The following is a 13,780-nucleotide window of genomic DNA, read 5'->3' as shown; positions in this document are numbered from 1 at the left end:
ATCCTGGATAGGGGCTTGTCCTCCCTGAGAAGCGCAATTACGACTTCAGCCTTGAACGATGGTGTATAGCTCTTCCTCATGGCCACAGTCTATCTTATTTCTCCTCGCTGCAGTGTCCAAATTCCCGGGTCCACTATAGATGGCCAGTGCAGAAGCTGTGGAGATGGCTGGCAAGGCGGGGTTCGATTTCGTCATCATGGATACTGAGCATGGCTATTTCGGGCTCGACATAGCTGAGAATCTCGTCCGCGCTGCTGACGCAACGGGCATAGTCCCATTCATCAGGGTGTCGGAGAAGAACCCCACGCTGATTATGAAATCGCTGGACATGGGAGCGAGGGGCATCGTTGTTCCTGGCGTGTCAACTAGGGAAGATGCTGAAATGGCAGTTCGCGCCTCGAAATACCCTCCTGAGGGAGACCGCGGAGCATGTCCGTACGTTCGTGCAGCGGGTCATACCGCATGGGATTGGGCCGCGCACGCCAAGGACTCTAACGAGAACAACATGGTGTGTCTGCTCGTAGAAGGCACTGAAGGCGTGGCGAACTTCGAGAAGATCATAACGGTTCCCGGTGTCGACATGGTCATACTGGGGCCCTTTGACCTTTCCGTGTCACTGGGAGTTGGAGGACAGGTTCATCATCCCCTGGTGGAGGAGAAGCTCGCGTCTATGTGCCGGCTTGCTAGCAAGAACGGTGTAGCGCTGGCAGGCGTGGTTTTTGAGCTGCAGCCGTCTGACATAAAGGCCCAGCTTAAGAAGTGGACCGGAATGGGTTCATCAGTCGCGATCGTGGGCGGAGACAAGATGTTCCTTGCAAGCGCTATGAAACTCGCTGCTGAAGCCGCAGGCGAATTCAAGTAGTACAGGCATCTACACTTCAAGGAGGCCATTGCAGTGAAAAACGCAGGACTAACAAGAAGAATCGTACCAATGATGGCATGTATAATCCTGATCGCTGTTAGCTCTGGGTTAGGCGAGGCCGCCCCTCGCGTCGAGAAGCTGAACCTTGCCCACGTTCTTGCGTCCAGCCACCCGTGCCACCTGGCTCTGACACAGTTCGCCGAAGCTGTAAAGAAAGAAACAGACGGCCGCATACAGATATCCATCATCAGCGGCGGCGCCCTTGGAGGAGAGAAGGACGAAATCGACCAGATCAAGATGGGGGCTCTCGATTTCGCACTGCTATATGGAGTGTCGCTGTTCCAGGGCATGGCGCCTGTGACCGCCATAGAAGAGCTGCCCTTCCTCTGGAGTTCCAGAGAGCAGGCGTATGCAGCATACGATTGTGGCAACAGCCGCAACGTTCAGCTGGATTATGGCCTTTGAGCACATACCGGATGCCATGACTTCCGCGCTCCTTTCGATAACTACGAACCGCATCGTGATCCTGCTTCTGATCAACCTCTTGATGTTGGTGCTTGGAACCTTCATGGAGACGATTGCGGTGGTTCTGATAATGACGCCGATCATTGTGCCAGTGCTCCAGCACTTTGGCATTGATCTGGTTCACTTCGGCGTCGCGCTCATGCTTAACCTGGCAATAGGCGGTGCAACGCCTCCGCTGGCAGTCAGCCTGTTCACATCCACGAAGATACTCGGCATATCCATTGAAGACACATTCCCCGACATTCTGTGGGTGTGCGCAGTGATGATTGTCGCACTAGTGGTCATCCTAATGGCGCCAGATACTGTGCTGTTGCTGCCAAGACTGTTCATGCACTGAGGTCAGACGACACGAGAATCTGTGGGAGGCTGCCGGAGCATCGGCGGCCTCCCTTTGTGCAGGTCGGGCGAGCATAGCTAGGTCCATTTGCGCTCTTACACAGGCGCCCTGATACGTCTACGACATGATCATGCCGGTTATGATCAGGACCTGGGCTGCAACGTAGGTGGCCATGATGTACATGTTGCCGTAAGGGATCTTTGACCTGAAGGTGTCGATTGCCAGTATGGAATCGGAGGCCATGAAGAGCAGCGATCCGATGAATGGCAGGTAGAAACCTGCACCTGAGAAGCTGGGAACGCGAAGTAGACTGATGAGGCTCATGGCCGAAATTATCAGGCAATACAGGACGAAAGGCGCCTTCATCGGGCCCAGATGCGGCCTGAGCGCCAGAAAGAGCCCTATGCAGTAGAGCATGTAGGGAACGATTATGATGTAGAACCACACCGGAAGCCCATCCGCGCGCGCGATGTTGCTTGCGAATACGACGATGTACAGAACATGGGCCGCTAGAAAGGAGAGCAGGCCGGCGATGAACGTACCCTGCTTGTTGGGCCGGAGCAGGAGGACGTCGCCCATGGTGCTGAAGACGAGCGCAAGCATGACCAGAGCGGCGGGCTCGGCGGCCCGGAGCCAGTAGAACAGAAGGAGAAGCGGCATCAGAAGGGGCTTCGTGATCTGCCGCGCTCTGGTGCTTTCCGCCGCTGCCGCAAAGAGCTGGATCGCCAGAATTCCCCCGAAGACCCCAAGAACTACGTTGGCCATTTTTGATATGACCCCCTATGTAGTCGCGAAATACGACACCAGCTCATTCAATGCGGGCGATAAAAACTGCCCTCCGTGTCGGTAAACCTACTAATTGCATATCGGGCCGCATATTCCTGCCAGGCCGCCGGAATTCAGCGGCTCACTCGAGTCTGGGCGAGCATCCAGCTGTAAAGGGCAGGGTCATCATACGCTGCGGTCCAGGAATCATGTTCTGCCTTGGGGAGAACAGTGAATCTCACATCGCCGCCGCAGCCTTTCAATGCGTCGACTACTCGCTCGGACTCGCGCAAGGGAACTACTGGGTCCATGGCGCCATGAAAGGCCCATGTCGGAATGCCTTTGAGTTTGCACACATCCTCCAGATTGTCGAGCCAGCCGCAGATGGGCACGATGGCGGCGAACTCACGTGGGTGCTCCAGGGCGAACAGCCATGTGCCGTGGCCTCCCATGCTCAGGCCCGTGAGATACACCCGATTTGCATCTACGCTGTACTCACCCTTTACGGTGCAGACAAGCTCATACAGCTCGGTCAGAAGCGCATCCCAGCAGGAGTTATGCGGGCATTGCGGTGAAACCGCGAGGAAAGGCAGGTCCGGGTCATGCTCGGCGACTCTCGGGATGCCGTGCACCTTCACAAGATCGAGGTCGTTGCCCTTTTCCCCAGAGCCATGCAGGAAAACCACGAGAGGCCAGGCCTTTGCCCGGTCGTAGCTCTGTGGAACATAGAGAAGGCAGTCGAGGCTGATCTTCCGAACGATCTCTTTTTCGAGCCTCATCGCGCTCTGGGTCATATATACAAGCCTCCCTCTGATCGCGGATCGGGTCGACGATGTTGGCAAGGATATTCGGCATCCGGGCAGCGACCCCTCCTGCCGCTGCCCGGATGTAGTGTGCACGGAAACATTCAGATGGCGGTCTCGGCCTGGGATGCTTATCCGATTAAGCTGCTGCCTGCGAAGAGAGGAGTTTCCCGTTGGTAGGCGAATCAAAACAATGGACCACAGTGCTTGAGGGAAGGCAACGCGTGTCTCATGGCTCTGGAGAAGTCGGGGTGCTGCGTGCGATGCTGAATCGATTAAGCAAGCCTTCGTAGATCGGCCTGGTCTGAGAGTTGAAGAAGGTGTTGAAGATATGTCAGTAACCATCAAGGATGTCGCGGCAGCGGCCGGGGTCTCGCCGGCCACCGTATCATACGTTCTCAACGGCACCAACAGGGTGGGGGTCGACACTCGAGATAACGTCCTGAAGGTCATCGCCGAGCTGGGCTACGAGCCGAATGTGCTTGCCCAGGCTCTCGCGACGCAACGGACCGATGCCATCGGGATCGTGATACCGCACACTGCGAGTTACATTTTCTCCGATCCGTACTTCTCGGAGCTTCTGAGGGGCATCGGCGATACCCTGGCCCCGAGCGGCCATGTGATACTCCTTTCCACGGCCACCACCGAGGCCGAAACAGAGTCAGCCTACTCGAAGATGTTCAAAGGAAAGAGGGCCGACGGTCTTCTGCTCATCTGCTCTCGTCTTGACGACGCATACGTGAGCGAACTCAGCAAGGTAAGGTTTCCGTTTGTGCTCGTTGGCAGGCCGCGCGCGGGGCTCGATGTCTTCAGTGTGGATATTGATAACACAGCGGGCGGCTACGAAATCACTCGTCATCTCATCGGTCACGGGTACGACAGAATCGGGATGATCGCCGGGCCTCCAGCATATGCGAACTCAGTAGATAGGCTGCAGGGATACCGTCGGGCGCTCAAGGAGGCATCTATCGACTACAGCGAGGGCCTTGTCGCGCAGGGCGACTACACCCACAGAGGTGGATACACCGCCATGCAGGCTCTCCTTGCGAACGGCAGAGCAGTGAGGGCGGTGTTTGCGGCGAGTGATCTGATGGCTATGGGCGCGATCATGGCGCTGCGTGACGCAGGTCTTCGGGCGCCGGAGGACGTAGCCGTGATGGGCTTCGACGATGCCAGCCTCGCCGGGCAGACCGACCCGCCCATTTCCACAGTGCATCAACCCGTATATGAGCTTGGGACACACGCTACCAGGATGTTGCTGTCGCTTATCTCCGGGGAAGAGCCGCAAAAGAGATCCGAGATTCTCGACACGTCGTTGGTACTGCGGAGAAGCTGTGGCTGTAACGATGGGAGGTGAGTTGCTGTTGCCCCACGCCGGGGCCGAGCCAAGGCGCGGGTGGGGGAGGGCAGACTGTGCACCGGCATGATAGATCCCTGCAGGGATCAAGGTTGGAGGTGACAGAATTGAAAGCCAATAAGGTGTCAGCTTCACAGGCATCTGTAACTGTCACGACGGCTATCGTCATTGGGATGCTGGTGATGGGTTTGGCGATCGCTATCGGCGGAGCGCCTGCCTTCGCTGCTGCCGAGGCGCAATCCCAGGTGATGGTGGATTTGGCTGCCTGCTTCAACGGCGATGGGATCTCCTCGAACCGCGAAAGATCCAACGGCGATTTCGACGGGTGGAAGGGCACATTCGCCGCCGAGCTTCTGCCGGCTTCAGGGTCGACTGTGACCTACGGGAACGTGGTTTTCAGGTTCCCGGATAAGGCTAGCGATGCTCTCAACATGGTGTCGGCCATGGGCCAGGAGATTCGAGTGCCAACTGGGACGTATAAGGCATGCTGCCTGCTGGCGGCTGCGTCTAATGGCAGCTTCATGCCTGAGATCGTTCTCGGGTACTCGGATGGGTCCACAGAGGCAGTTAAGGTGGGGATCACCGACTGGTGCCGCGAATCGCAGCAGGGCGAGGCTGCTGTGATCAGGATGGACCACAGGCATGATGGGATCAACGACAAAGACAACTCCCCAGCCCCGTGCTTGTTCAGGGTCAGTTTCCACGTGGACTCGAACAGGGAACTCGTGCAAGTGAGCCTGCCCGAAATGCCCGACGTGCACATCTTCGCCATGACCTTCGTCACCGTGGGCTTCAATGAGAACACCGATGTGCCCGCTGGCCCAATGGTCGACGGGTCGACTCTGTTGGACGGGTTCGAGGGTGCAGCGGCGTGGGTCGCGGCCGAGGCGTCGTGGGAAGGCAACGCCACTGAAAGGGTGGCCGTGGCGACGGAGAACTTCACCGAGGGCGGCCATTCTCTCGAGATAGCGTGGGGCGCAAGAGAAGGCCGGGGAATCGCATACGTTAATCGTGACATCAACCTCTCTGGCGCAGGCGAGCTGCGGATTGACCTCTTCAACCCGGGGGAGAAGCCTGTCGGGGTCTCGATCGCGCTTTGCACGGGGTCGGCATGGACCTGGCAAGAGTCGGCGCCTGTGCCAGCAGCTCCGGGTTGGAATACGGCAGTGTCGTTCGACCTCACTGCGCCCAAGTTCAAATCAGCCGCGTCGGGATGGCAGAACACTGCAACACTCGTCGATGCGGGTGAGATCAAGCGCCTGGTGATAATGGTGTTCCCCGCAGACTCAAACGGTGGATCGGTCTTCGTAGACAGGGCCCGAACGCTGCCTCTGCCTGAGGCCGGACCGGGGCCGGAAGAGAGTGGGGCGGGCAAGCGAGGCCCCATGGAGGAGGCGCTTCTGTACTCAGAAAGCTTCGAGAAGAGCCTCAAGTGGAAGGCGGTCGGCGCATCATGGGGCGATGGGGATCAGTCGAAAGAGGCCCGCATCTCTGCCGAAAACGCCTCGGAAGGCAGCCATTCGCTCGAGGCCGTCTTCGCCCTGCCCAAACAGGGAGCCGCCACGTTCATCACTGAGGACCTGTCAAGCTGGTCCAACTGGAGTGAAGTGACCACTCTCAAGGTAGACATCTTCAATCCCACAGGCGCTCCCATGCAGCTTAGCATGGCGGCGTGCACAGGCTCCAGTTGGAGCTGGAACGAGACTCCTGCAGTGGCCATCGCGCCGGGGTGGAACCGCGATATCACGTTTGACATAACGGCCAAGACATGGAAAAACTCCGCAAGCGGCTGGAGAAATGAAGTGGACCTTCCCGACGCCACGGACGTCCACAGGCTGGTGTTCAAATTCTTCATGTCTGGGGCCGTCTCGGGTTCGCTGTTCATCGACAACGTCAGGCTGAGCAAGCTCGCGCCTGCAAAGAAGGCTGATGTGAAGTTGGAGATCAAATCCGTGGCTAACAACCTGGATGCCAGCCTGATCGTGGAGGCCTGCCACAAGTTCGAGGTCACTGCGAAGATAGACGCGAATTTCGATAACCCCTATGACCCCAGGCAAATCGAGGTGATCGGGGTCTTTACATCTCCGTCGGGTACAGTGATAGAGGCGCCCGGCTTCTACTATCAGGACTTCGAACGCAAGGTATCGGCTGGGCGCGAGTTCCTGACCAAGGCCGGCCAGCCGGTGTGGAAGGTGAGGTTCACTCCCACCGAGGTAGGAATATGGCAGTGCGCTGTGCGGGCGAAAGACCGCACGGGGCAGGTGGAGAGCGACGTGATGCCGTTCATGGCGAACGATACCTGGGATCCGGGGTTCGTTCGGGTGTCTTGCGCCAACCCACGCATGTTCGAGTTCGACAACGGCTCGCCAGCCTTCCTGATAGGGCAGAACGTGGCCTGGTATGATGCGCGGGGGACCGCGGCCTACGACAAGTGGTTCCGCGAGATGTCGGGGAACGGGGCCAACTATGCCCGGATCTGGCTTGCATCATGGGGCTTCGCCCCGGAATGGCAGAATACTCGCCTTGGCAACTACGACGCCCGGCAAGACAGGGCGTACCAGCTCGATCACGTGTTTGAACTCGCAGAGGAGAAGGGCATCTACCTGATGCTATGCCTCATAAGCCATGGGCAGTTCGGAACGAGAGTTGACTCTGAGTGGGCATGCAACCCATACAACGCCAAGAATGGCGGGCCTCTCGCTCAGCCTGTGGATTTCCTCACTGATCCGGAGTCAATTAGGCTCTTTGAGCAGAAGGTGCGGTACATCGCCGCAAGGTGGGGCTACTCCACTCATCTCTTCTCCTGGGAGTGGTGGAACGAAGTAGACCTCACCGACGGTCTTTCCAATGACGCGCTGCTCAAGCCGTGGGTCAAAGAGATGACCGCGTACATGAGGTCGGTCGATCCATATTCCCATCTCATCAGCCTGTCGTACGCCGGGGCCGGCGCTTCGGGAGGATCGGTGTGGGATATGCCTGAGATCTCGTACTGCCAGGTCCACGATTACTCCAACACTGCGTGGGGCGCCTTTTTCGGTGGCACAGTCGATAAACTGAGTGAGTACGGCAAGCCCGTGCTCTTCGCAGAATTCGGCGTTCCAAGCAAGGAGCCCATAGACCCCAGCGGGATCCACCTCCATGATGGGCTCTGGGCTGGCCTTACGTCGGGATCTGCCGGAACTGGCATGCTCTGGTGGTGGGATAGTTACGTAGAGCCGAACGACTTGTACCCCCAGTATGCAGGCCTGGCCAGGTTCGTAGCGGGCGAACCGCTGAACACTGAAGAGTTCACCCAGAGCCGCATTGAGGTGCTCGGCACGGACCAGCTCGAGGCGCACGGCATCACCTCCCCAGGCCGGAGCCTGATTCGGGTGTCGTCGAAGGCATACACCTATGACGGATACAACCGCCTGCTCCAGGATGCTCTCTGGGAAAAGGTAGGGCAGGAGCAGAGCGGCTCGCAGGCTAGCACTTCGGAGGGGAGCACTACGCAGGCTACGGTCGGGCAATTGACTGGTGCGGAGAAAGGCGCCGGATTAGCTGTGGAATTCCCCACTGTGAAAGGTGGCATACTGGTGCTTTCGGGCATGGCGCCAGGGGCGTACAAGGTTGAATTCTGGAACACTCTCACAGGTGAGATTGTGGGTACGGATTGTGTAGGGTCGAGTTCGGGAGAGGTCCGAGTAGTTCTTGTGCCGATTCACGGCGATATCGCAATTAAGCTTATCAAGGAGTGATTTGGGTATGACGAAGCGGGCGCTTTGGTTTGCGGCGGCCCTGGCAGTTCTCACGCTTCTCCTTGCCCCGATTGCGACAGAAGCTTCGGCCACGGCTCCGGCTGCGGCTGCACCGAAAACTACTATCACCTGGCTTAAGGTGGACGCCGAGGAGAAGGCCGAGGCCTGGAAGGCCGTGACGGCCAAGTGGTGCGAGGCGAACGGGATCCACCTCGTGATCCGAACGGTTCCATGGAATGACGCAGAAACCAAGATGCTCACGGCTGCGGTAAGTGCGAACCCGCCCGACATAGCCACCTCGGGAAACTGGATCGAGTACGGCCGCAAAGGGATTGTGTATGACCTCACCTCTTTCCCTGACTTCGAAGAGGCCACGCGCGACCTCGTGCAGCAGGGTATCCCGAGGTTCAGGGGAGCTGCATACAGCCTTCCTACGGCCGACGGGACTTTCATGGTGATGTACTACCGCAAAGACATATTGAAGAGCCTGGGCTACACCCAGTTCCCCGACACCTGGGCCGAGTTCAACTCGTGCGTCGAGAAAATGCAGGCCAAGGGCATGAAGGGCGTAACGGTGCAGTGGGGCAACATGGGCTGGATGTCGTTCGCGCCGTTTCTCTGGCAGGCAGGCGGCGATTTCTACAGCAAGGACGGCGCCGTGGCCACGCTCGACACGCCTGAGGCCCTGACCGCCATGAAGCAATATGGCGATCTATGGCTCAAGTACGGCGTGGATAAGGGTGGCTGGCCTGAGATGGAAAAGGGCCTCACGAGCGGCAAGATTCCGATAGGAATCTCCGGCCTGTGGGTGGCAGGCTATCTCGACCAGGGCTTCCCCGAGATGAAAGGGAAGTGGAGCATAGCCATGATGCCCGCTGGCCCATCTGGAAGGAGAACGACGTTCCTCGGCGGAGAGCAGATCGCCATGTTCAAGAAGACTAAGAACCCTGAGGCCGCCTGGAAACTCATCAAGTATCTTATGAGCCCCGAAGCTCAGGTGGCCTACTACAAAGCCATGCTCAAAGACTCGCTCCTGCTGCCGTCTAATCTTAAGGCCTGGGAAGAGATAGAGCTGCCCGACCCGTCCTTGAAGGACGCGCTATACCGACAGCTCAAGGATTCGCGAGGCCCGGACGTGACTGTGCTGTCGTTCAGGGCGGCGCAGAGATACATCGACGAGGCCATTCAGAAGATAATCGTGAACGGGGCCGACCCGGTCGAGACCCTGGCCTCGCTGACGGCCACGATGAACCGGAAGATCAAGGAGATGCGGTAGATACAGTAGGGGCGTAGGCGGCGGCAGTGGCTGAGTAGCTGCCTGCTGGAGGTGAGAGGATGGTGAGCCGCATGCACAGGAGGAGGGTCTTGCGCGACCACGGGTACTCATACCTCTTCGTGGCCCTTCCAATCGTGTATTTCGTAGTGTTCCTGATAGGCCCACTCATAGCCTCTCTGGTTCTGAGCTTCGCAAGGTACGACTTCCTCTCCACTCCTGAGTGGGTGGGGCTCGGGAACTACGTGGAACTCGTTCACGACGAGCTTTTCTGGACTGCTCTTGGGAACACGGTGTTCCTGATGATGGGGCTTCCCATCGGGATAGCCCTCTCCTTGCTGCTAGCTGTGGCCATCGACAACACCGACAGATTCAAGCAGTTCTTCAAAGCGGTGTACTTCCTGCCCGGGGTGTGTTCTGCAGTGGCCATGTCGGTGATGTGGACATGGCTCCTCTCCCCGCAGGAGTACGGGCTTCTGAACTACCTGTTGCACTTCGCGAGGCTCGGACCATACAACTGGATCGGCGATCCAAGGCTTGTTAAGCCGTCACTGATGACTATGGGAATCTGGGGCGGGCTCGGGTGGAACATGATACTCTTTCTGGCCGGGCTTCAGGCGATACCGTCGGACCTCTACGAAGCCGCTGAGCTCGATGGAGCGTCGGCCAGCCAGAGGTTCTTTGGCATAACCCTCCCGCTCCTCACGCCCACGCTCCTCTTCGTGGTGGTCACATCTGTGATCGGGGCGTTTCAGACCTTTGAATCCGCATACATATTCAGCGGCTCAAACGCCCTCGGCGGAGTGCTCCATTCCGCGCTCACGGTGGTCATGTACGTGTACTACCAGGGGATCAACCAGTTCAACATGGGCTATGCATGCGCTATAGCTTGGATCTTGTTCCTCATCATCATGGTGATGACGGTGATCAACCTCAAGATACTCAAGCCGCACGACATCTACTGAGGGGAGACGGTGCTCATGGCCGGCGAGACCGACATAGCCAGGACCTCGAGCAGGCAGGCGAAGCGATGGTTCTACGCTATCCTGGTAGTTGGGGCCATACTGGAGCTCATTCCCCTCTACTACATGGTGATTACCTCCTTCAAGCCCAAGGCTGAGGTGATGGCATTTCCGCCCAAATTCTACGCGGTACACCCCACTCTGTTGAACTACACTGAGCTTTTCAGCATGATCTCCTTCGGCAGATACTTCATGAACTCCCTGGTTGTTGCGTGCTTCGTAACCATCGGCCAGCTGTTCTTCTGCTCCCTTGCAGCCTACGCCTTTGCCAAGAGGAAGTTCCCAGGGCGAGACTTCATCTTCGGGGCCTTTCTAGCTTCTCTTATGGTTCCGTCCCAGGTGACGCTGGTTCCAGGGTTCATACTCTACAAGTATCTGGGATGGATAGATTCGCTCAAAGCTCTCACAATACCCGGGCTCTGGGGCGTGTTCGGAACGTTCATGATGCGCCAGTTCATGTTGACGATACCCGATGACCTGCTCGACGCGGCGCGGATAGACGGGTGCGGGGAGTTCGGCATCTTCATGCGGGTAGTGATGCCGCTCTCCGGCCCGGGCCTCGCCACGCTGGGCATCATGACCTTCATGGGCAGCTGGAACAGCTTCACCTGGCCTCTCATCGTGATACAGTCGAACGAGCGGAGAACTCTCCCGCTGGTGCTCGCCGTGCTCAACGGGCAGTACGGGTGGTACTTCGGGCGGCTGATGGCCGCGTCCGTGATAGCCACTGCTCCGCTTGTGGTGATATTCCTTCTGTTCCAGAAGCAGGTGATAAAGGGCATCGCGCTCACAGGCATCAAGGGCTAAACTGAAGTCAGGGCACAGGAAGATCAGCAGTGCGACGAGGTGGTAGAGTGGCAGAGAATGCGGAATACCTGGTGGGCCTGAATTACTGGCCCAGGCACTCAGGGCCGTTCATGTGGAGGGACTGGCGCCCCGGCCTCATCCGGGGCGAAGTCAGGCAGATGGCTGAAATGGGCCTCAACGTGGTGAGGTTCTTCCTTTTCACTCCCGACTTCTTGCCTTCTCCGGTCGAGGTGAACGAGGTCATGATGGAGCGCCTCGGGGAGTTCCTCGACATATGCAAAGAGACTGGGATCGGCGCCATACCCACTCTGATAGTGGGCCACATGTCCGGGGAGAATTGGGACGTTCCATGGCGTGGAGGCCGGAGCCTCTACTCTGATCCGGAGGTAGTGGGCGCCTTCGAACTGCTCTGCACACGTGTTGCCAGTCGTTACGGAAATCACCCGGCCCTGCGCGGCTGGATTCTCTCAAACGAGATGCCCCTTTACGGCGGGCCGGGCGAGAGGGCAGACGTGGCGGCATGGGCCAGCAGGCTCGCGGAGGCCATACGCAAGGTCGACCCCGTTCATCCCGTGGGCGCCGGCGACGGCGCCTGGGGTCCGGAGGTGTCGGGCCGGGAGAGTGGGTTCTCGCTTGACGAGATCGCGCCGGTTGTTGACTTTCTCGGGCCTCACACCTATCCAGTGGAAAGGGACGCGCTCAGGCACTCTTTCACCGCATCTTCCCTCGTGGCTGCGGTCAGACGGTATGGGAAGCCATGCATCCTCGAGGAGTTCGGATGCTCGAGTGATCATGCCAGCGACGACAACGCAGCTGCGTACTACCGGACATGCCTTCACTCCACCTTGCTGGCCGGGGCGTCCGGGGCCTTGGGCTGGTGTTACTCCGATTTCGACCTTCCCGAGCAGGCGCCATATTCGCATCACCCATTCGAGCTATCCTTCGGGGTCACCCGCACAGACGGGACTGCAAAGCCGGCAGGCCTCGAGCTTGGGGAGTTCGCCGGCCTGGTCCGGCGGGTCGAGGCGGACCGGGGGAGGGTGTGCGATCCTGAGGCAGACATCATCGTGCCGTCATACTACCACGTTGACTACCCGTTCTCTTGGCAAGACCGAGATGCCATGAGGGCGATCATGCTCGAGGCGCATGTGTTGACAAGGTGTGCGGGGGTCCGGACCAATTTCATTAGGGAAGACGCTGATCCGCTCCGCCCGGGTGAGAAGCGCCTCGTTATGGCCCCGAGCACGCAGAAGCTCACAGCGTCTTACTGGAAACAGATAGAGGAGTATGTCCGGGCAGGAGGCACGTTCTACTGCTCCTACTTCGCAGGAGCAGTTCCAGTGCATGTCGGGATGTGGGCCTTCGGTTTCGAGAGGCTCTTCGGCTGCCGACACCGGCTGACATACGGACTCGTGGATAGTCCGCCCCGCCCGGTGGAAGTGGAATTCGAAGAAGGCTTCGGCGATATCCGCCCCGGCGCCAGTTGTGTGCTGGACCCTGAGGGATCATGGACCGGCCAGGCATACTGCCCGGTGGAGCCCACTTCGGCGCGGGTGATAGCTCGCGACCAGGGCGGATGGCCGGTTCTGCTGAAAAATGCGCTCGGGAAGGGAACAGTGTACTTCTGCACCTACCCCATCGAATACTACCTTGCCGCCTCGGTGGACTCCCCGAACCGCGCGGAATGCGCGACGATATACCGGGCTCTCTTCCGCGAGGCGGGGCTGGCCGGGGGGTGGGAGTTTCGGCCCGGCAAACCCAAGTATGGAACTGGCGTCGAGACGTCCGTGCTGAGCACGTACGACCCTGACTGCCGCCTGGTCTGGGCGGTTAATCACCTCTGGCAGCCTGTGGAAGGAGAAATCGCGCCCAGAGACAACAGGGGCGGAGATTGGGAGGCCGACAACTACTTGACCGGGGAGCGGCTCGGCACGATCAGGGCGGGAGCCGGGCTGAAGGTGGCGCTCGGTGAGAAGAGCGTTCTAGTGGTGAGAGTGAGAGCGCGATAGGCTCTGAACGGCGCCTATGACGGGATAGCCTGGGTCAGAGGCTGCAGGTGGAAAGGACCTCGCCGCCATTGACGAACTGCCGCCGTACTCAGCCTCCCACATGTGCCTCAGGCCTTTCTCTTCCAGCTCGCACACTGCGGGGAGCAAAGCCTGCATCCACCCCATCTCCTGCCGTGCAGCCTCGAGCGAGTAGTGGGGCGCAGAGGAGAGAACCTGATAGGCTTCGCCCAGCCTGGCAAGCAAGCCACCCAGATACTCATATGCCGCCCGATGGTGCTTGGTG

12 protein-coding genes are annotated in these 13,780 nt (G+C 58.9%); 9 read left to right on the top strand and 3 right to left on the bottom strand.

Going from position 1 to position 13,780, the window contains the following annotated elements; translation table 11 throughout:
* Positions 1 to 139: 139 nt before the first annotated feature.
* From VB144_14725 to VB144_14715, 3 genes are read left to right on the top strand one after another with little or no spacing between them, the layout of a single operon-like run.
* Positions 140 to 862 carry an aldolase/citrate lyase family protein gene (locus VB144_14725; GenBank protein MEA4884883.1) on the top strand — a complete coding sequence of 241 codons (723 nt, stop codon included), beginning with the start codon at positions 140 to 142 and terminating at the stop codon, positions 860 to 862.
* Between the two features lie 33 nt (positions 863 to 895).
* Complete coding sequence (gene dctP / locus VB144_14720; protein ID MEA4884882.1) at positions 896 to 1,327, top strand: TRAP transporter substrate-binding protein DctP; 432 nt, start codon at positions 896 to 898, stop codon at positions 1,325 to 1,327.
* Complete coding sequence (locus VB144_14715) at positions 1,287 to 1,724, top strand: TRAP transporter large permease subunit (protein ID MEA4884881.1); 438 nt, start codon at positions 1,287 to 1,289, stop codon at positions 1,722 to 1,724. Before dctP ends, VB144_14715 begins: the two co-directional genes overlap by 41 nt.
* Before the next feature lie 117 nt (positions 1,725 to 1,841).
* Here VB144_14715 and VB144_14710 read toward each other — a convergent pair whose 3' ends face one another.
* Together VB144_14710 and VB144_14705 are read right to left on the bottom strand one after the other, a co-directional pair.
* The gene (locus VB144_14710) at positions 1,842 to 2,489 is read right to left on the bottom strand and encodes a lysoplasmalogenase (GenBank protein ID MEA4884880.1); all 648 of its coding nucleotides are present in this window, start codon (positions 2,487 to 2,489) and stop codon (positions 1,842 to 1,844) included.
* A gap of 134 nt (positions 2,490 to 2,623) precedes the next feature.
* Positions 2,624 to 3,283: an alpha/beta hydrolase-fold protein gene (locus tag VB144_14705; protein MEA4884879.1), complete on the bottom strand. Its 660-nt coding sequence runs from the start codon at positions 3,281 to 3,283 to the stop codon at positions 2,624 to 2,626.
* A 340-nt stretch (positions 3,284 to 3,623) separates the two neighbouring features.
* Here VB144_14705 and VB144_14700 point away from each other — a divergent pair, with 340 nt between their 5' ends.
* The 6 genes from VB144_14700 (at position 3,624) to VB144_14675 (ending at position 13,497) form a co-directional block, all read left to right on the top strand.
* Entirely contained in the window at positions 3,624 to 4,649 is a 1,026-nt protein-coding gene (locus VB144_14700; protein ID MEA4884878.1) for a LacI family DNA-binding transcriptional regulator, read from the top strand.
* A 107-nt stretch (positions 4,650 to 4,756) separates the two neighbouring features.
* Entirely contained in the window at positions 4,757 to 8,386 is a 3,630-nt protein-coding gene (locus VB144_14695; protein MEA4884877.1) for a DUF5060 domain-containing protein, read from the top strand.
* Positions 8,387 to 8,393: 7 nt separating this feature from the next.
* Complete coding sequence (locus tag VB144_14690; protein MEA4884876.1) at positions 8,394 to 9,662, top strand: extracellular solute-binding protein; 1,269 nt, start codon at positions 8,394 to 8,396, stop codon at positions 9,660 to 9,662.
* A gap of 59 nt (positions 9,663 to 9,721) precedes the next feature.
* Positions 9,722 to 10,624, top strand: coding sequence for a sugar ABC transporter permease (locus VB144_14685; protein MEA4884875.1), 903 nt, complete (start codon positions 9,722 to 9,724; stop codon positions 10,622 to 10,624).
* Positions 10,625 to 10,639: 15 nt separating this feature from the next.
* Entirely contained in the window at positions 10,640 to 11,488 is an 849-nt protein-coding gene (locus VB144_14680) for a carbohydrate ABC transporter permease (GenBank protein ID MEA4884874.1), read from the top strand.
* A 47-nt stretch (positions 11,489 to 11,535) separates the two neighbouring features.
* Positions 11,536 to 13,497, top strand: coding sequence for a cellulase family glycosylhydrolase (locus tag VB144_14675; GenBank protein MEA4884873.1), 1,962 nt, complete (start codon positions 11,536 to 11,538; stop codon positions 13,495 to 13,497).
* Here VB144_14675 and VB144_14670 read toward each other — a convergent pair.
* Positions 13,471 to 13,740 carry a hypothetical protein gene (locus VB144_14670; protein ID MEA4884872.1) on the bottom strand — a complete coding sequence of 90 codons (270 nt, stop codon included), beginning with the start codon at positions 13,738 to 13,740 and terminating at the stop codon, positions 13,471 to 13,473. The genes VB144_14675 and VB144_14670 overlap by 27 nt on opposite strands.
* Positions 13,741 to 13,780: the final 40 nt, after the last annotated feature.

The sequence above is a fragment of the Clostridia bacterium genome (assembly GCA_034926675.1).
Lineage (GTDB): Bacteria > Bacillota > DTU025 > DTU025 > DTU025 > JAYFQW01.
The sequence above is the reverse complement of the archived record's forward strand: the minus strand, read 5'-3'. Positions and strand labels throughout refer to the sequence as shown.

Coding starts and splice junctions, on each gene's coding strand:
- VB144_14725 (MEA4884883.1), top strand. CDS start 140: ATGGCCAGTGCAGAAGCTGTGGAGATGGCTGGCAAGGCGGGGTTCGAT.
- VB144_14710 (MEA4884880.1), bottom strand. CDS start 2,489: ATGGCCAACGTAGTTCTTGGGGTCTTCGGGGGAATTCTGGCGATCCAG.
- VB144_14705 (MEA4884879.1), bottom strand. CDS start 3,283: ATGACCCAGAGCGCGATGAGGCTCGAAAAAGAGATCGTTCGGAAGATC.
- VB144_14690 (MEA4884876.1), top strand. CDS start 8,394: ATGACGAAGCGGGCGCTTTGGTTTGCGGCGGCCCTGGCAGTTCTCACG.
- VB144_14685 (MEA4884875.1), top strand. CDS start 9,722: ATGGTGAGCCGCATGCACAGGAGGAGGGTCTTGCGCGACCACGGGTAC.
- VB144_14700 (MEA4884878.1), top strand. CDS start 3,624: ATGTCAGTAACCATCAAGGATGTCGCGGCAGCGGCCGGGGTCTCGCCG.
- VB144_14680 (MEA4884874.1), top strand. CDS start 10,640: ATGGCCGGCGAGACCGACATAGCCAGGACCTCGAGCAGGCAGGCGAAG.